Annotated in this window: 17 protein-coding genes; 6 read left to right on the plus strand and 11 right to left on the minus strand. The window is 44.9% G+C overall.

Translation table 11 applies throughout. The features are described 5' to 3' along the window. Positions 1–76: 76 nt before the first annotated feature. The 4 genes from JWQ34_RS07090 to JWQ34_RS07105 all read right to left on the minus strand — a co-directional run bounded on the left by JWQ34_RS07090 (position 77) and on the right by JWQ34_RS07105 (position 2,687). Positions 77–625 (minus strand): NUDIX hydrolase, encoded by a 549-nt coding sequence (locus JWQ34_RS07090; protein ID WP_299355915.1) that lies wholly within the window; start codon positions 623–625, stop codon positions 77–79. 120 nt (positions 626–745) lie between these two features. Further along, entirely contained in the window at positions 746–1,534 is a 789-nt protein-coding gene (locus JWQ34_RS07095) for a TPM domain-containing protein (protein ID WP_299355917.1), read from the minus strand. 11 nt (positions 1,535–1,545) lie between these two features. Further along, on the minus strand, positions 1,546–1,983 hold the full coding sequence (locus tag JWQ34_RS07100) for a TPM domain-containing protein (RefSeq protein WP_299355919.1): 438 nt from the start codon (positions 1,981–1,983) through the stop codon (positions 1,546–1,548). Positions 1,984–2,108: 125 nt separating this feature from the next. After that, positions 2,109–2,687, minus strand: a complete 579-nt coding sequence (locus JWQ34_RS07105) for a LemA family protein (protein WP_299355921.1) — start codon at positions 2,685–2,687, stop codon at positions 2,109–2,111. Between the two features lie 474 nt (positions 2,688–3,161). Between JWQ34_RS07105 and JWQ34_RS07110 the strand changes: the two genes are divergently transcribed. From JWQ34_RS07110 to JWQ34_RS07120, 3 genes are all read left to right on the plus strand, one after another. Then, the gene (locus JWQ34_RS07110) at positions 3,162–5,450 is read left to right on the plus strand and encodes a GH92 family glycosyl hydrolase (protein WP_299355923.1); all 2,289 of its coding nucleotides are present in this window, start codon (positions 3,162–3,164) and stop codon (positions 5,448–5,450) included. A gap of 97 nt (positions 5,451–5,547) precedes the next feature. Next, entirely contained in the window at positions 5,548–6,243 is a 696-nt protein-coding gene (locus tag JWQ34_RS07115) for a DNA/RNA non-specific endonuclease (RefSeq protein ID WP_299355925.1), read from the plus strand. A 111-nt stretch (positions 6,244–6,354) separates the two neighbouring features. Continuing rightward, the gene (locus tag JWQ34_RS07120; protein ID WP_299355926.1) at positions 6,355–7,215 is read left to right on the plus strand and encodes a polysaccharide deacetylase family protein; all 861 of its coding nucleotides are present in this window, start codon (positions 6,355–6,357) and stop codon (positions 7,213–7,215) included. Positions 7,216–7,702: 487 nt separating this feature from the next. Here JWQ34_RS07120 and JWQ34_RS07125 read toward each other — a convergent pair whose 3' ends face one another. After that, complete coding sequence (locus JWQ34_RS07125; protein ID WP_299355927.1) at positions 7,703–7,873, minus strand: hypothetical protein; 171 nt, start codon at positions 7,871–7,873, stop codon at positions 7,703–7,705. A 562-nt stretch (positions 7,874–8,435) separates the two neighbouring features. Continuing rightward, the gene (locus JWQ34_RS07130; RefSeq protein WP_299355928.1) at positions 8,436–10,814 is read right to left on the minus strand and encodes an alpha-L-rhamnosidase C-terminal domain-containing protein; all 2,379 of its coding nucleotides are present in this window, start codon (positions 10,812–10,814) and stop codon (positions 8,436–8,438) included. 1,028 nt (positions 10,815–11,842) lie between these two features. Here JWQ34_RS07130 and JWQ34_RS07135 point away from each other — a divergent pair. Together JWQ34_RS07135 and JWQ34_RS07140 are read left to right on the plus strand one after the other, a co-directional pair. Beyond that, entirely contained in the window at positions 11,843–13,387 is a 1,545-nt protein-coding gene (locus JWQ34_RS07135; protein ID WP_299355929.1) for an NAD(P)/FAD-dependent oxidoreductase, read from the plus strand. Between the two features lie 93 nt (positions 13,388–13,480). Then, positions 13,481–13,957, plus strand: coding sequence for a DinB family protein (locus JWQ34_RS07140; RefSeq protein ID WP_299355931.1), 477 nt, complete (start codon positions 13,481–13,483; stop codon positions 13,955–13,957). Positions 13,958–14,082: 125 nt separating this feature from the next. Here JWQ34_RS07140 and JWQ34_RS07145 read toward each other — a convergent pair whose 3' ends face one another. The 3 genes from JWQ34_RS07145 to JWQ34_RS07155 form a co-directional block, all read right to left on the minus strand. Continuing rightward, positions 14,083–14,298 carry a hypothetical protein gene (locus tag JWQ34_RS07145; protein ID WP_299355933.1) on the minus strand — a complete coding sequence of 72 codons (216 nt, stop codon included), beginning with the start codon at positions 14,296–14,298 and terminating at the stop codon, positions 14,083–14,085. A gap of 97 nt (positions 14,299–14,395) precedes the next feature. Next, positions 14,396–14,809, minus strand: a complete 414-nt coding sequence (locus JWQ34_RS07150; RefSeq protein WP_299355935.1) for a hypothetical protein — start codon at positions 14,807–14,809, stop codon at positions 14,396–14,398. A gap of 12 nt (positions 14,810–14,821) precedes the next feature. Then, positions 14,822–15,397, minus strand: coding sequence for a sigma-70 family RNA polymerase sigma factor (locus JWQ34_RS07155; RefSeq protein ID WP_299355937.1), 576 nt, complete (start codon positions 15,395–15,397; stop codon positions 14,822–14,824). A 142-nt stretch (positions 15,398–15,539) separates the two neighbouring features. Here JWQ34_RS07155 and JWQ34_RS07160 point away from each other — a divergent pair, with 142 nt between their 5' ends. Next, entirely contained in the window at positions 15,540–15,905 is a 366-nt protein-coding gene (locus JWQ34_RS07160) for a CoA-binding protein (protein WP_299355939.1), read from the plus strand. A 58-nt stretch (positions 15,906–15,963) separates the two neighbouring features. On the opposite strand, the gene JWQ34_RS07165 is transcribed toward JWQ34_RS07160, so the two are convergent. Next, entirely contained in the window at positions 15,964–17,013 is a 1,050-nt protein-coding gene (locus tag JWQ34_RS07165) for a glycoside hydrolase family 130 protein (protein ID WP_299355941.1), read from the minus strand. Positions 17,014–17,064: 51 nt separating this feature from the next. Next, a complete protein-coding gene (locus tag JWQ34_RS07170) occupies positions 17,065–18,435 on the minus strand; it encodes an RNA methyltransferase (RefSeq protein WP_299355943.1) in 1,371 nt (456 codons plus the stop codon). Between the last annotated feature and the right edge of the window lie 562 nt (positions 18,436–18,997).

Here is an 18,997-nt window from a genome sequence, read left to right on the forward strand (position 1 = left end):
ATACAACTTGCAAATCGGCCTTGCGTGGCGTATAAGACTTCTCGCTATGCTCGAAATGACATAATGGGCTGGTTGCTTACAACTCTCCCAGCTTTATCAAAGCATAAAACAATCCGGTACAATGCAAGGATTGGGCTATTTTATTATCGGCTAATAGTTGTTTTACTTCGGCAATGGTATATTCTTCAACTATTATTTCTTCGTGCTCATCCAAGTCTTGTTCCTGCACTTTAATGCCGCCTTTGGCCAGGTAGCAGTAAACATGATTGGTTGCTGTAGACGGGTTTGGATAAACAATGCTGATTAATTCGATATCATCAAACTGGTAGCCTGTTTCTTCCAGTAATTCACGGCGCATGGCTGCTGCCGGCTCTTCATCGCCATCAATAACACCACCGGGAATCTCTAATGAAACAATGCCTGCTGCATGACGATATTGGCGCACCATCAGTATTTTATTATCTGTAGTCAACGCCACCGCGTTTACCCAATTGGGATATTCTAAAACATAGTATTGATCTACAATGCGGCCGTCTGGCATTTTGCATACATCAGACCGTAACGTAGCCCAAGGGCCTTTATGTATATATTCTGAACTACAGATAGTCCATTTAAGGTCACTCATCTCTGAACCGTTGATTTAATATGATTGAATGATTGCGTAATATGGCAATGTGATTTTTTTGATTAGTAAGCCGATTAAATAGGCATCAGCGAAATCCCCAAGTCAAAAAAAACAGTGGTCCTACCAGCTTCCGCCTGATCCGCCGCCGCCAAAATCGCCGCCGCCAAATCCGCCGAAACCACCACCGCCGCCGCTATCGCCACCACCAGAGAAACCTCCCCAGCCGCCGCCATTGCTGCTGCGCCCGAGTGCTGACCCGGCTAAAAACCACCAGAACGGACTGGCACTACCACGGCTGCCAATTACCTGGCCGCCACCGCCACCTTTATTTCTGAATACAACTATGAGTATAAAAACAACTATAATGATTATAAAACCAACCGGGCTACCACCGTCACTTTTTTGGTGACGTGCCTTTTTTTCGGCTTTATATTCGCCTTTGGTATATTTTATAATATCATCAATGCCTGCATCTAATCCGCCATAATAATCGCCTGCTTTAAAACGCGGGTTCATATCGTTTACGCGGATCTGCTGGGTAATAATATCCGGCAAAGCGCCTTCAACACCATAACCGGTTTGGATAGATAGCTTATGGTCATCTAAAGCAACCAATACCATGATACCATTATTCTTTCCTTTTTGCCCTACACCCCAGGCACGGCCCAGTTTTTGAGCATAATCATTCACATCATAATCACCTATAGAATGTAGTATTACTACCGCTATTTGGGTTGATGACGAGTCGTTAAAAGCAACCAGTTTGCTTTCCAGCCGTTGTTTTTCATCGGCCGATAAAGTATTGGTATAATCAGTAACTATGGTGTTTGATTTAGGCGGAAGCTGTTGCGCGAATATGCTCCAGGTACACAGCAATAAACCAACAAATAATGTAATTTTTTTGAACATCGTTTTAGGGATTAGTCGCCATCCATAAAGGCAACATCGTTTGAAAGCTCATCTGTATCACTATCCAGGTCATGCGGAAAGTATTTGCCTAACTGGTCTCCGGCAATTTTTATCCCGGTAACAATGCCTTCAACAATATCGCCGGTTTTAAAATGGTTAAGCATATCCTCTTTGGTACTGTCCCAAAAATCTTCGGTTACTACCTGGTTTATGCCGGCATCGCCAATAATGGCAAACTTACGGTCAACCACGGCAACATATATCAGTACGCCATTACGCAGTTTGGTTTTATGCATATCCAGCTGATAAAAGTACTTGGCGCTGCGGTCAAGCACATCCTCGCTACAGGTCTTTTCAATACAAACCCGCAACTCGCCCGATGTATGCTTTTCGGCATCGGCTATCGCTTCGCGTATACGTTGTTGCTCCTCGTCGTTAAATACAGCCATGGGTCTTTAATGAGTGAATTATTGAATGAGTGATTGAGTGAATAAATATAATGAGTGAATGAGTGAGTTTTGAATGAGTGAATATTTTAAACATTCACTCATTCGCTCAATTACTCATTCACTAATTAAAACTTTACTTTCGGCGCTTTATCTGCACCGGCTTCAGCCTGGAAATAACCTTTCTCGGTGAAGCTAAACATCTTTGCAGTTATGTTTGCCGGGAACGAGCGGATCTTGGTATTGAATTGTTGTACCGCATCATTAAAATCGTTACGGGCTACCGAGATGCGATTCTCTGTACCTTCAATCTGGGCTTGCAGGCCCAAAAAGTTCTGGTTTGTTTTTAACTCAGGATATTGTTCTGACACCACCATTAATCTACCCAAAGCCGAACCTAACTGGCCCTGTGCGGCCTGGAATGCTTTAATAGACTCGGGCGTTAATTTAGATGGATCAACCTGTACAGACGTTGCTTTGGCACGGGCCTCTATAACTGCTGTTAAAGTACTTTTCTCAAAATTTGCAGCACCTTTTACAGCTTCAACCAGGTTAGGTATCAAATCAGACCGGCGTTGATACATGGTTTGTACTGTACCCCATTTCCCTTTTACGTTTTCGTCCATTTGTACCATGCTGTTATAACTGCATGAACTTAATGACATTGCTGCCACTACTACTAATATTGCTGTGAATAGCTTTTTCATTTTTTTTAGTTTTATTTATTTTGATAATTAGAGCACAAAACACATACCGTTGTTACAAAGTATATTTAAGTATGCCATTATGCCAGTGTTTGGTAAATATAAATAAAAGATTGGTATGAAATGAAGTGTTACAGGCATGGCTTAGGAAAATCACTTTTAAAAACAGGAGGCTCCGCTGGAGCCGTTAAAACACCATCTTGTATTCTATAAACAGGTAGTTCCGCTGGAACTATTTATGGCTTTGATCAATGTGACTCCGGAGGAGTCGCCTGTTTATAGTATAAAATAAATATAAAAAAGGGCCCCGTAGGCGCCTCCTAATGGCTATTGAGTTTTAAAAGCGATTTCCCTGAGGCATTGTGTAATGTGACATCTGTAAATAAAAAAGCATTATCCTTTAGTATGATATAGCCGGGTCTTATAGATTTTAATTTATATTTGGGTCTGTAAAAATTAACTTTTCCCTGTTTCTTCATGAAGAAAATACTTACTGCCCTGTTTGTTTGCACCGCTTTTATAGCCAACGCACAAAAATCAACCGAAAATTTAGTTCAATATGTTAAGCCGATAGTAGGTACCCAGCGCATGGGCCATACTTTCCCGGGTGCTACCGTGCCATTTGGTATGGTGCAATTAAGCCCCGAAACTGATACCGCGGGCTATGAATTGAACGGGCATTATAACCCCGACGTTTATAAATATTGCGCGGGTTATCAATACGAAGATAAAACCATTGTCGGCTTTAGCCATACGCATTTTAGCGGCACCGGCCACTCGGATCTTGGCGATTTTTTAATTATGCCGACAATCGGCCAGTTAAAGCTTAACCCCGGTACGGCTGATAAACCACATAGCGGTTACCGTTCGCCTTTCTCGCATGCTAACGAAGTGAGCGAAGCCAACTACTATAAAGTAAAGCTGGATGAGCATAATATCCTGGCCGAAATGACTACCACCACGCGTGTTGGTTTTCATCAATATACTTTCCCTAAATCAGACAACGCGCATATCATACTTGACCTGATGGCGGGTATTTATAATTATCCCGATAAAAACGTGTGGACCTACATGCGTGTGATAGATGATACACACGTAATAGGCTATAGGTTAACTAACGGCTGGGCACGTAGCCGCGCTTTATATTTTGCTATGGAGTTTTCTAAACCGTTTACCGGCCATGGCTATAAAAATTACTCGAAACGCGAGGTATATGGCGGTTTCTGGGGTAAATTCAATCAGGCTAAAAACTTCCCGGAGATAGCCGGTAAGAATCTTCGTGCTTACTTCGATTTTAAAACCGAAGAAGGCGAAAAGATCAAAATAAAATTTGCCATATCGCCGGTTAGCATGGATGGCGCCATGGCCAACATGAAAGCCGAAGCCACCACCTGGGATTTTGACAAAGTTAAAAACGATGGCCAGGCACAATGGGAAAAAGAGCTGCATAAAATTACCATCAGCGGAAATAAAGAAATCAAGGAGAATTTTTATACCTCTATGTACCATACCATGATTAACCCTACGGTTTATATGGATGTGGATGGAAAATACAAGGGCCTTGATCAAAACATACATACGGCCCAGGGCTTTACCAACTACACTACGTTTAGCTTATGGGATACCCACCGCGCGCTGCATCCGCTGTTTAATATTATTGACCCTGACCGTAATGCTGACATGGTAAAATCTATGATGGCGCATTTTGACCAAAGCCCGGAACACATGCTGCCGGTATGGAGCAACTCGGGTAACGAGAACTGGTGCATGAGCGGCTACCATAGCGTATCTGTTATTGCCGATGCGGTTGTAAAAGGCAACGCGCCGTTTGATGCTAATAAAGCATTAGAGGATTGCGTGACCACCGCCCGCCATAAAGATTATTTGGGTATTGGCTACTATATGGATATGGGTTATATCCCTGACGAAAAAGATGGCAACTCGGTATCATCAACTTTAGAGTATGCTTATGATGATTGGTGTATTGCACAAATGGCCAAGAAGCTAGGCAACACCGCTATTTACAATGAATTTATTAAACGGTCTGAAAACTATAAAAATGTGTACGACCCAAAATCCGGCTTTATGCATCCGCGTATGACCGATGGTAAGTTCCGCGATAAATTTGATCCGTTTACTACTATCAACCAGGGATTTATTGAAGGTAACGCCTGGAACTATACCCTATATGTTCCGCACGACCCTGCATCATTAATAAAACTAATGGGTGGCAACAAACGGTTTATAGTTTATATGGACAGCCTGTTTAGCTATAACCTGCCGGATAAATATTTTGCCGAAACCGAAGATATTACCAAAGACGGTATCATTGGCAACTATGTGCATGGTAACGAGCCATCGCACCACGTGGCTTATTTGTACGACTGGACCGACAAACCCTGGAAAACGCAGGAGAAGATCCGGATGATATTACCGCAGATGTATAAACCCACTCCGGATGGTTTGGGCGGCAATGATGATACCGGCCAGATGAGCGCCTGGTACATATTCAGCACGTTAGGTTTTTACCCGGTTGCCCCGGCATCTGATCAATATGCCATTGGCAGCCCGGCGGTTGATGGTGCGGTTGTGCAGGTGGGCGGCGGTAAAACGTTTACCATCCATGTAAATAACCAGGGTGCTAAGAATGTGTATATCCAAAAGATCATATTAAATGGTAAGCCATTAGATAAATTGTTTTTAAGCCATGCTGATATTATGAATGGCGGCGAGATCACTTTTTATATGTCGCCGAAGCATAAATAAAGCAGCATACTAAGTATTACCGTAAACAAATTATTTGAAATAAGATCGCTGACATCCCGCTACCGCTATCGCCATAAATTAAACCTAAATTTGCCGGGTGAGATCTGCGATAAAGTTCCTGGTATTGTTTGTTGTTATACTTGCGGGCTGCCAGCAACCTGCACCGCCGGTTACCGCGCCGCAATTTGTCGTGCCACCTTTTACTGTGCCGCATTTCACAGAGCAGGTAGATACAGTGGTTAATATGGGTAATTATACGTCCCATTATTCGTACGCGCTTAAAGAGCCTTTATATGTTAGCTATACCTTAAAGTATGGCGGAGGCGATTGCAGTCGGGCGCATTACAAATTTAAGGCCGATAGCACGCTTACGGCCACAGCGGCAGATTATTCACATTCGGGCTATGACGAGGGGCACCTGGCCAATGCCGAAGACTTTGCCTACGATTGTAAACTCGATAAAAAAACATTTAGCTTTTACAATTGCCTGCCGCAAACACCGCGGCTAAACCGTGGCATCTGGAAAGTATGGGAAACCCGCATCCGTGCGCTATCGCAAACCAAAACACTGTATATTACTGCCGGGGGTATCTTTACCGCCAAATTGATTAAACCCGGCAGCCATGTTGCCGTGCCCGATTATTGCTATAAAGTAGTAATAGATTCGGCCAGCGGCCAAACGGTTTATTGTCTGTTGTTCCCCAACGATAATACCGACCAGGTTTTACCTGTCAGTTTGAATGTTTTGAAGGGAACGTTGGGGTATGCGTTAACGTTGGTGGGGGTAAAATAATATTTGCCGGAATTGTTGATGACATGAATGTTAGTAGAGACGCAATGCATTGCGCCTCTACTAACACGTATCATTCAAACAAATACCATGAATCGATGTTAGCAGAGATTAGTGAAGAGATCTCTTATTTTTATAATTCTACTGGCGTATTTGGGCGCGCAGGCGCAGCATCCGGCCAAATGGCCCGGGCATCATAAAGCAGCTATCGTTTTGACTTATGACGATGCCCTGGAATCGCAGTTAACGGTGGGCGTCCCCCAACTGCGCAGCCAGCAACTTAAAGCTACTTTTTTCCTGACAGCGGATATAGACACGCTGACCATTCCTAAATGGAAAAAGCTGAGCTGCGAGGGCTATGAGCTGGGTAACCATACACTCTATCATCCTTGTCTTAGCACTGAAGACAACCCCGTTGCTTCTGAAAACTACACGATAGAAAAAATGCTCCGCGAAATAGAAATAATGAACAATTATCTTTATGCGATAGACGGGCATACCAGTCGCACCTTTGCCTATCCCTGTTCTGAAACCACTGCCGGGAAGAAAGATTATGTGGATTCGCTGCGCGATTACGGATTAGTAAAATATGCCCGCACCGGTGGTGATACCGATGCGGTAGTTACCGACTTTTCCCACCTTGACCTATTGCGCGTTCCGTCCTATGGGCTTGAAGGCAACAACACCGCTGCCGAATTAATTGGCTTTGTTAAAAAAGTTCAAAAAGCTGGTGGCCTGGGCATTTTTATGTTTCACGGCATAGGCGGCGATTATATTTCTGTTTCCGCCAAGATCCACTACCGGTTGCTTCGCTATTTGAGGAAACACCAAAAAACGATTTGGGTCACTACCTTTAAACAGGCAATGGACTATGCTACCGCAAACAAGGAAAGTAAGCCCAACCTGGTTAAGCTTGCAACTAGCCATCAGAATGATAAACTTTCATCGGTTTCGGGTAAGTTTACCCATAATTAACCGGATGTATTCCGCGCTGTTGGTTTTATCTTTGCCGGACACTTGGTGATGTATTAGAACGTGTCGTAGCGCTCATGGCCGTCTGACAGAGGTGACGGTACCACCACTTTTCCCCACCCATCATCGCGAGGAACGAAGCGATCTCTACGTAAGCAAATCAAATTTGGCTCGTGTCGTACCTGACACTTGGTGACGCTCAATTGCCGCTAAGGCTGTTCCTTTTGTCTTGATACAAAAGGAACCAAAAAATCAAGTCAGCCCAATCGCTTCCGCCCGCAGGCCATACACCCGGCTCGGTGTGCTGACAGACCTTTACGCTTTGGATGGCGGCACTTTTCTCCACCCGTCATTGCGAGCGAAGCGTCGCAATCTCTGCATAAGCTAATCAATGTGCAAGATGAGGTCACCTCGTGCCACGCCCAAAACAAAAAACCCCGAATCAAATGATCCGGGGCCTTTGCTGTAATATCAATTACTAACTCTCAGCCTATGGCTTAATGGGTTTAATAGTGTCCTTTTTAGTAGTGTCCTTTTTCGCGCCTTGCTTCCAATGCTTTTTTTGTTTTTTGGTGGTGTCTTGTTGTTGTTGCATCCCGTAGGCAAATTCCTGTAAACCTACTGCCGATAAGATCATCAGCATAATTAATCGCTTTTTCATAGTTTTTAATTTTGATGTTTAAATAAATATTTGTCCGGATGCCAAGCCTTTTTATCATTGTGACCCGGCGGTTATCCGCATATATAACGGCACTATTTGCGGGTTTGTTTTCTTTAAACGATAGGTAAAGTGGCTGATTTATACTTGTATAGACAAAAACTTGACTTTACAAGTTGCTGAATTTAACCATTAGTTAATTGTGAAATAGTTGGTTAGGGAAATGGTTGGTGCGCTGTTGCGGCGTGAAAAAAAAATGAAAAAGTTAAAGATTGGTGATTAAAGATTGAAGATTAGGGCCGTCTATTTGATAGGATTGAATATAAATTTACCAGCAAGCAGATGATAAAGCCAGGCCCGTGCGATTCCCTCCAAACGGGAGGGTGTAGGGAGGGGTCTAGCCAGCGTGCCTGTTGGGCGTAGAAACCCTCCCTGCCACTTCACTGTCGGCGCGCCCTCCGTGGGAGGGAGTTAAACGTGCAAACAGTATAAATCATCCAATCGCAAGGAGAAAAGCGGCGAACATTGCCGCGCTTGTTCCTCGCTCGCAATGACAAATTTGCTGCTACATTCTAAACACATTCTCTCCACTCTTCAACACATACTGCTTTCCTTTCCAAACAAACAGGCCGCTTGTTTTTGCGGGCAGGTCAAGCTTGATGCGCCAGGCGGTGCCGTCTTGCACATAGCTTACGGCTACTTTGCCGTTGGGGTGCGGTATCTGGCCTTCGGCGTTTTTAAGGTCGCCCAGGTGTGGTTCTATTTTTATTTTGGCGAAGCCGGGGGCATAGCTGTCTATACCCAAAATGGTGCGGTAAAATTCTATGTTGGGGCTGGCGCCCCAGGCATGGCAGTCGCTGCGGCTGCTGGGTACGTCGCTCATTTCGGCCCAGGTGGTTAGGCCCAGTTTTATGTCTTCGCGCCAAAGGTCAAGCCATTTCAGGTAATCATTACCCAGCCCGGCGCGCGTTAGGGCCTGGTGCAAATAATATTTAAAGTAAATGGTGCATTGGGTAAGGCTGGCATCAGCAAGAATTTTATGGGCTATGCCTGGCGCAACAGCAGGGGCGGCCACCCCGGTAAGTATAGCCAGCGAATTTGTGTGTTGCGAGAAACGGTTCTTATCCTCATTATCGGCATACAACCCTTTGGCCGCGTCCCAATAGTTGCGCTGTATGGTTTGTTTTAGCTGCGCGGCTTTGGCGGTGTATAGTTTGGCCAGAGCGGGCATGCCCAATTTGGCTTCCATTTGCGCGGCTTGTTGGTAAGCGGTGAGCAATTGCAGGTCTAAAATACATGAGCCGCCCTTACTGCCTAAAGGCGGTGAGCCGCCGCCCCAGCCGACAGACCAGTCAACAAACGTCCAATAAGGTACGTTTTTGAGCGAGCCGTTGGCTTGCTGGTATTTACTAAAAAAGTCTAATACGGCGCGTTCGCCCTGTAGTTTGTTTTTTATAAAAGTGCTGTCGGGCCGGTACATCCAGTAATCATGTAGCACCCCAATGTACCATAACGAAAACGTAGAAATTATCTGCGGACTATAACTCGGGTGCCTGCTCAGCGTAATGCCCTCGCCAAGTCGGCTTTGGTCCATCAGGTTAATAGCGTTGCGCATCAGGCGGTCATCGCCGCTGTTATAGTAGCTCACCATGCCCTGTATGCGGGTATCGCCAATGTATTGCAACTGCTCATAATAGGGGCAATCCATATAGGTTTCAATAGCGTCCATACGGGCGGTGCGCCAGCCAATATCCAGCATTTGCTGCATTTCGGGGTTGTCGGCTTTCAGGCTGGCGCGAAGGATAAACGGGTAGCTGGTGGCGGTGCCGTATATATCATTTATCACCAACGGCTCATCGCGGGTATGTACTACCAGGCGGATATAGCGGTACGTGCGCCAGTACAGCGTGGTGAAACTCTGGTTAGCGCTGCCGTCGGCCAGCAGGCTATCCTTACGCCCGCCCATTTCCTTGCCTTCAACAGCGTTACGGTCGCCTTTACGGATGCCATACTTCTTCAAATTATCAAAAAGCGACTCGGCATAAGTAAGCGACACGCCCGCGCCTGCACCCTTGCTAAAGTTGAACGTGAGGTAAGCATTGGTTAAATAAGTTTGGTCTAATATTAAAGTAGCTGTAGTATTAGCCGGAATAGTCAAAGCCGTTTTAACAGCCGGCCACCCTTGCGGCACCTCAACCCCAACCGACTTACGCACCAACGGTATCCGCTGGTAAACCCGTTCCATTTGCGGCAATGACGATTGCACCAGCATCCACCCGAAAGCATCGGCCATACCCTTTGGTTTGCCGCGATCCAGGTTAGCGGCGGCGGGCCAGGCGGTATCGTCCAAATCGGCGGTCATGGCATTTTTAATGGTTTTGCTTTGGTCAACCAGTTCGCCCTGTCCGGCTACGTAATAAGCGCCATAGCCCAAATTTACCGGCAGTGGGCGATAGGCCGGGTCGCGTATGGCTCTCCAGGAGTTATTGGTGTTAAGCACTTCTTCGGCAGGGGTACTGCCTTGTAGTATAAACGCGGTGCGGAGCGAGATCTGCGCCTCGGGCCTCACCTCGGCCTCGTTCCATACTATGGCGGCTACTGTGTTTTTACCAGCCACCAGGTAAGGAGCTAAATCTACATGCTCATAATTCCAGAAATAAGTATCGCCCCGCGCCGGGCCTAACGACACCAGCGTGCCGTTAACATATAATTTATACCGGTTATCTGCCGATACATTAACGAAAAAAGTAGCGGGTTTAGCCGCCAGCTCTATCCGCTTGCGGAGATAGAATACGCCATAATCGCGCCCGGTTTCGTTACGGGCGTTTATCCAAAAGGCGTTCCACATTTTGGGCACAGGTGTTTCGCCAGGCGATTGGGCGAACGATGCGTTTACAGGCAGCAAACTGCCAATAAATAGTAAAGCGGTAAAAATTGGTCTCATTTAGGTATATACAAGTTGGAAGTTTAAAGATAAACTAAGATTTTTAAGATGTGAGGATTTTAGGATTTTTTAATGTGATGCTGCCAACTGCATACTTTTAACTGCCACCTGAATAAGGGCGTTGCCTTCGGCCCGCGCTGTACGCTCATACGCCGCAGGCCTTAGGCGCTTGGCCGGTATCCGCTGCCATCGCTAACGCGGATTGTCTGAACCGCTGATTCATGTGATTATAGGATTGCCATGATTTTTCGATGCAGGGTGTTTAACGTTTCCCGTCAGCAGAAAAGCTTCGGATGAGGGCAGGTAAAATAGATGGCCTGAGCGGCGGCGGGGCATTAGCAACTTTTTGCTGAAGCGTTGCCTAAAGCGAGCGAAGCAGGGCAAAAATATTGCAGCCCGTGGTTTTACCTGGTCTGCCGGGCAAAGGCCTCGTGCGGCAGAGAAGCATCCTGTCTGACTTGATTTTTGGTTCTTTTCATCAAGGAAAAGAACAAAAGCCAACCCGGGCGATTGAGCGGGCAGATGCCGGTAATTAAAGATTAATGATGATCCTTGCCAGGAAAAGAACAAAGCCAACCCGCGGCGATTGAGCGGGCGGATGCCGGTAATGGGATACTCTCTGTCGCGTGATTAACAAACTTTACAAAGTACCACAACATCACCCAACAAAATGGTGGCGCTAATTTGTCACCACATTTTAAATTAAATTTTTTAACCGGCGGGGCAATTACTGTTAACGCACCAATGAGTACGCATAAAATATGGTGTAAAATTGCGAATTTTGGTGCATAAACAGCGCTTAAACCTGCACCAATGGTGGCTACAGGTGCATAAATGGTGACTATTGGCAGGTTTTTGTAAAATGCTATTAATCATCAATTTAACAACAAAAAATGTCGCTGGATTTTTAAAATATTTCGCCAAATTTTTCAAAAAAAACACATCAAAAAAAACGCGAAAAAAACCGGGGTGTTGCATCTTTACAAATCATGTTATATTTGCATCATCCGCGATAACAACCCGGCACCATGATCAAAGAAATAGAAATAGTTTGCCCCCCCGGCCAGCAAGACGACCAGGAAGTTTTAAAACGACTAACGGCCTCGGTACTAAATATATCCCCGCAAAAAATCACCACAGTACAAACCCTAAAACGCTCTATCGATGCCCGAGGCCGCCGGGTAGTTTACCGCATGCAGGTAAAGGTTTATATAGATGAGGTCTATCAGCCCCAAACCTATACCCAGCAGTATCCCAATGTTAAAGATGCTAAGCAGGTTATCATAGTAGGTGCCGGCCCGGCGGGATTGTTTGCCGCTTTGCAATGTATCGAGATGGGCATGAAGCCTATTGTACTGGAGCGCGGCAAAGCCGTAAAAGACCGCCGCCGCGACCTGGCCAACATTAACAAACAAGGCCTGGTAAACCCCGAAAGCAACTATTGTTTCGGCGAGGGTGGGGCAGGCACGTATTCGGACGGTAAGCTATACACCCGCAGCACCAAGCGTGGTGATGTGAACCAGGTATTAAAAACCTTTGTGGCCCACGGCGCTACCGAAGATATTTTGGTTGATGCTCGTCCGCATATCGGCACCAATAAACTACCCCAAATTATAACCGCTATCCGCGAGACCATATTAAATGCCGGTGGCGAAGTAATATTTGATGCCAAAGTAACCGAACTATTAGTACAGTTTGACAAGATCCAGGGCGTAAGGCTGGCATCGGGCGAAACGATAAAAGCCAATGCCGTGATCCTGGCAACCGGCCATTCGGCACGTGATGTGTTCGAAATGCTGCGCCGCCAGAATATATTGATCGAAGCTAAACCCTTTGCGCTGGGCGTACGCATCGAGCATCCACAGGAAATAATTGACCGCGCCCAATACCATTGCGAATATCGCGGCCCCGATTTGCCGCCATCCTACTATAACTTAGTAGAGCAGGTTGATGGGCGAGGCGTGTTCTCGTTCTGCATGTGCCCTGGTGGCATAATCGCCCCCTGCGCTACCGAGGCTAACGAGATAGTAGTAAACGGCTGGAGCCCATCTAAGCGGAATAACCCTTTCGCTAATTCGGGCACTGTGGTACAAATTAACATGGAAGACGTTAAAGGCAGCGATGCTAATCCGTTTAAGATGCTCAACTTTCAAAACAGCATAGAGCAATTGGCCTTTAAAGCCGGGGGCGGCAAACTGGTTGCTCCCGCGCAGCGGATGGTTGATTTCGTAAACGGGAAACTATCCATAGATCTGCCCGAAAACTCTTATCTGCCTGGCACCAAAAGCATTGAGCTTAAAGAGGTACTGCCAGATTGGATCAATGAGAGGCTGCGCCGCGCGCTGCCGCAATTTGGTAAAAAAATGAAAGGCTATTATACTAATGAAGCGATATTGGTGGGGGTAGAGTCGCGCACGTCATCGCCCATAAAAATACCGCGCGATAAAGAAACATTGCAGCATCCGCAGGTGCAAGGTTTGTTCCCATGTGGCGAAGGCGCGGGCTATGCCGGTGGCATAATTTCTGCTGCTATTGACGGGATAAATTGCGCAGTGGCTGCAAGGAAAGTTTAACACGATTGCAGGATTTATTAGATTAACAGGATATTTTTAACATTTTTACAACGAGCAAGGGAATCTTAAAAATCCTTCAATCGTGTTTAGATTATGACAACAACCGAAAAACTCCTTCACGAATTAGAGAAAGTACACACCGGTCACCCTTGGTACGGATCGCCGGTATACAATATATTAGACAAAGTAACCTTCGAAAGTGCTTATGAGCGTGTGGGCCACGCGCATACCATTGCCGAGATCATCCTGCACATGGTAAGCTGGACCGAAGAGATTATGGACCGCCTCAACGAAAAGCCCGCATCCATGCCGGTAAGTGGCAATTGGCCGGAAGTTGGCGACCCCGACGAAAACAAATGGAAAGAGTGGATCGAAGATTTAAAACTGGTTAACGTAAACCTGGTAAGAGTTATCCAGGATTTCCCCGAAGATAAATGGGTCGATCCGATCATTGACGAGCGCGGTGACCAACCAGTTACCACTAACGAAGAACTGGTATATGGATTTATCCAACACCAGATCTATCACACCGGACAAATTGCTTTGCTGACTAGAATTATAATAGGATAAGCTTGGCCTTGTGCGATTCCTTCCCTTGGGAAGGAGGAGGAAGGGGTTTAGCAGAGCGGCGAACCCACCCCTGCCACTACTCAGCCTCACGCACCCCCCCCCCAAGGAGGGGAACTGCTTTTCGGCTAATAAGCCAGCTCTGTACACAAAAATCCGGCATTATTCAGCAACGATTCAATATATCGCGGAGGCAAATCATGCGATACTACCCGCAATATATTATCACAATCTTCCAGATCGAAGTTCCATTCTTTAATTGCCTGTACCGATTTTAGTATGGGCTGCACTTGTTGCACATGCTCGGGTTTGTTAACGCTTGTTGTAAATACCAGTATATCCATAGTAGTATTATTTGTATGAGTGATTGTTAGAAATGGCAGTAGCAGTTGCAAATGACAGGATTTAATTACTGCCACTTGCAACTGCTACAGCTACTAATTATTCAGTTGGCTTCGCTTCTGTTTCCTTATCAAACGCATCCCAATCGCGGTTAAACGGATGATCGTGGCCGCGTCCCCATGGGCCGCAGGCACCGCGTTCGCGCAGCTTTTGTTTAAATTTTTCTTTCTCTTCGGGCGTCATGCTTTTAAAGCGCTCTTCCATTTTATGGCGCATCCATGGTGCACCGCCACGCCCGCCCCAACCACGGCCTCCTTTATGGCCAAAGCCAAACAGTATTTTGCATAATATAAATATGCCCATGGCCTGCCAGAAAGTTATAGCAGTAACGTGTAATATATCGGGTAATAAATGGTTCCAAAGTTGCATCACCGCAAAGCTGATGAGCGAAACGAAGGCGGCTACCGCAATGGGTATAAATATAAAACGGCCTTTATAAAATAAATTTTTCATGTTTTTTTGTTTTTAATATTTTGTGATCTCTTGATATAACTGTTGTAACCTGTCGCGCAGATGCAGTACCGCGTACCGCTTGCGCGATACCAGCGTATTTACATTTACGCCAGTTAACTCTGATATTTCCTGGAAGGTCATATCTTCCATTTCCTGCCAGATAAATACCTGCTTTTGCTCTTCGGGCAATTCGTCCAGCGCGTTAAATAGCTGCTCCCAAAAAAGCGTGCGCACGTATTCGGTTTCCGGCGTGGCGTCTTCTACCATCAGGAAGTCTTTAAAACCCGAGGTATCGTCATCGCCTTCATCATCGGCGCGAAACAGGTCGTCAAGTAAAGTTTCTGATTTCTTTTTATGCTTATCGGTGATCTTGTTCCTTGCCACTTTATACAGCCAGGCGCCTGTCTGTTCAATTGGTTCAGAATTTACCAGGTTGCTAAACTGGTACCACACATCCTGCAGGATATCTTCCGCATCAGCATCATTCTTAACCCGCTTACGGATAAAGCCAAGCAAATTCTTACCATAAGCTTTAATAGTGCTTATGATATGGCTTTCTCTTTCTTCGGGCATTAATGCTGTTATCAATTTATTACTTGTTTAAAGATAAAGACGATTCACCTCTAAAAACATTTTAAATTATTTGAATTATTTTTTTGTGACTACATTTTGACTGCCAAAACCGCTAAATATTACACCTTGGCGTAATATTTGAATACTATATGTTACTATGGCTAACAAAAAAACATTGATACTAGGTGCTACACCAAACTCGGGCAGATACGCTTACCTGGCCGCTAATCGTTTGGCAAGTCATGGGCATACCATAGTTAACGTAGGTTTAAAAACCGGCGAAGTAGCCGGCGTACCTATTGAAAAACCTGTGACCATACATAATGATATAGATACAATTACCTTATATGTTGGCCCACAAAATCAGCCGTCATTGTATGATTATATATTGGCAACCAAACCCAAACGCATTATCTTTAATCCCGGAACGGAAAATACAGAATTGCAACGACTGGCTGATGCTGAAGGGATAGAGACGCAGTATGCTTGTACGTTGGTGTTGTTAAGTATAGGAGAGTATTAAGACCCTAACCCTAAAGGGAAACAATACGGAAAATGTAAAGACGCAATGCTTTGCGTCTTTATACGCCTAACTGGAATAGAATCTCCTTAATAGAAAACCTTGCCCCGCAAACAAACTCATCCGATGCACCATAATATATAGTAACCGTATCTCCATCAACTACGTGCCCGTTGGTAAATACTACGTTGCCGAAGAAGCCGCTTAACTCATATTGTTCTGTTGGTACCATAATAGGTTTATCGGTACGGGCCAGTACCTTTGATGGATCATTAAGGTCCAACAAAAAAGCGCCCAGGCAATATTGATGGTCATAATTAGCGCCGTGATAAATTTCCAGCCAACCCTTTTTTGTTTTAATGGGCGCGGCACCTGCGCCAACGCGTTGGCAATCCCAACTATCTTTACGGGTTTTAATAATACATTTATGATTGCCCCAATGCACACCGTCAGGCGATTGCGCCAGCCAGATATAGTTGCCGCCAATATCAACGCTGCTTGGACGGTGCAGGCAATAATATAGTCCGTTTATCTTTTCCTCAAAAATGGCGCAGTCCTTATTATGCGGAGGGATAATCATGCCGTGGTTCTCGAAAGTTTTCCAGTCCGTGGTAGTGCGCATGCCCACGCCGACCCCATTGCCCGATACTGCGGTGAAGGTTAAGTAGTATTTGTCCTCCAAAAAAGTAACCCGGCAATCCTCTATACCAAAAGCCTGTAAATAGCCGGTGCCAAATAAAGGGCTATACCCTTCAGGTTCATAAAAATGCAACCCATCATCACTGCACAACAGGCGCAGATGCGATAAGGTGGTTAAATAATCCAACCCCATATATCTTATTACACGTGGATCAGTGGTGATAAGTTCGGGATGTTCAAACGGTAACTCTACGATCTCGGTCTTACCCAAATCATTTAGTATCGGGAAAAATATAGAGCCTTCTTTTTGCACCGCGTTCTCGGCCACGCGTACTATCAGCCAGGTCTTGCCCTCAAACCTAAATACGCCGGGGTTTAACAGGCATATAATTTGTAAGCCTTCTTCGCTTGCTTTAAGGTCAATAGGAGATAATAACGGATTTTCGGGAAAACGGCGGGCTATGTCTGGCATACTATATAGTGTCTTATGTTTTTAACAGTATATAATAATATAAGTTTTCCTTTACTTAGGTCCACTAGCCAATATTCTCAACTCTTTCGGATAATAATTATTAATTCTATTTGGCAGTAACTTCGCCCATCCCATAGCCTGCCCCTCGAACATCATCAGGCTCCAGCCTTTTTTATCGGTATCAATAACTAAATTCTCGCGGCGCAGGTAAAGTATAGCATCGTCATAATCCAGCTCGGTTTGCAACACCGCATCTTTATTAACTATAGTACTTAAAGCCAGTTCATGATCAGGTATCAGGTCGCGCCCTGCCAGCTTGCCAATACGTACCCCCGACTTTTTAATATATAAATGGTGCTGCAATAAATTAAGGCTTTCTTTATGCTGATTGTTAATAGCCAGCCAGTCATCATTCACTTTAAAAAAGTAATAGGCAGCCGGGTCATTAATATAGGCTTTCACCAATTCAAACTCGATATTATCCACCTTTTGGTTCCGGTTGTTTTTAAAGGACACCAAATTGCCGCTGCTTTCCTTCTTTTTAAGCACGGATGCAAATAAACCCTCGCCCTTAACCTGGCCGGGGTAAAAACGATAGCCCCACGCTTTTTTTTCTGTCGATTGCGTTTCAACAATACCCCACTCTATATTAATAGGTATACGTACGGTTTCTAATTCAAATTCGGTACATAGCCAGTCCAGTATATCCTCGTTTTCCTGGTGCGAGTAAGAACAGGTACTATATATAAGGTAGCCATCTTCGTTTAGGGCCGGGTAAATATCAGCCAGTATGCGCTCCTGCCGTTGGTGGCAAAGGCTAACGTTGGCCTCGCTCCATTCATCCATAGCTGCCGGATCCTTGCGGAACATGCCCGAACCTGAGCAGGGTGCATCGACCAATATAATATCAAAAAAATCCGTTAGGCGATTAAAGTCTTTTGGGTCGTTATTGGTTACTATAGTATTAGCAGTACCCCATCGACTCAGGTTATCAGCCAGAACAGGTACACGCGTTTTAATAATTTCATTAGCTACCAAAAGGTCATCCGCTGTCATGGCCGAATTAAGCAATGTGCTTTTACCACCCGGCGCGGCACATAGGTCCAGTATTTTTACCGGCTCGGTTTGCTTAATATGTTGTAGGATGTGGGCAATAAACATGGATGATGCCTCCTGCACATAATAACTGCCGGCATGAAATAGGGGGTCGAAAGTGAAGGATGGACGGGTATCTAAATAATAGCCTTCAGCGCACCAGGGCACTTGTCCGTCGGTTTTTATCGTTGTTTTTTTAAAAGGATTGGCCCTTATTGATGTCGGCGATGAATTATTTTGATGCGATTCGATAAAATTTGCGCGGTTAAAGTCGGGCTCATTGTTTAACGAATCGAGGAAATTTGCAGGAAATTGATGGTTTTGCATATGATTTCAAATATACAAAATCAAAAACTACCACCGGATCTTAATAAAATAGCCTTTGGATGTGTTAGTTTTCAGTATGTTATACGATTGTTTTAACTATTTGCAAATTTCTTTTGGCAGGGTGCTAATTTCTCCTTACATTTGCATCCCGCTCAATCAAAAAGGGCGGTTGTTTTTTGAAATTTGCGAGCTAAAAATAAATATAAAAAAAGTGAAAATAACACTTGACATGTATTGAAAATAATCGCATCTTTGCAGCCGCTTCGGTAACGAGGCAAAACGAAAATAAAATATAGAATCCTTCGGGATTTTTAAATACAGATCCACTGCGACAGTGGTATCGATAATGTTCTTTTAGGAAATAGAAAATCATGTAGAAAAGCGGGCCGAATTTAGAGTTGGCAGTTTAAAGTTGGCAGTAAGCGGGAGGAGTTGGCAATAACAATAACTGCAAACTAATAACGGGTCACTGCAGGCTGGACAAGGAGGTTTGCGAGAAAAGAGGAAACTGGAGAGATATTGTATAAAGATATATATACAATGATTAACAGATTCTATTATT

The organism is Mucilaginibacter sp. (assembly GCF_028288185.1).
Classification (GTDB): Bacteria; Bacteroidota; Bacteroidia; order Sphingobacteriales; family Sphingobacteriaceae; genus Mucilaginibacter.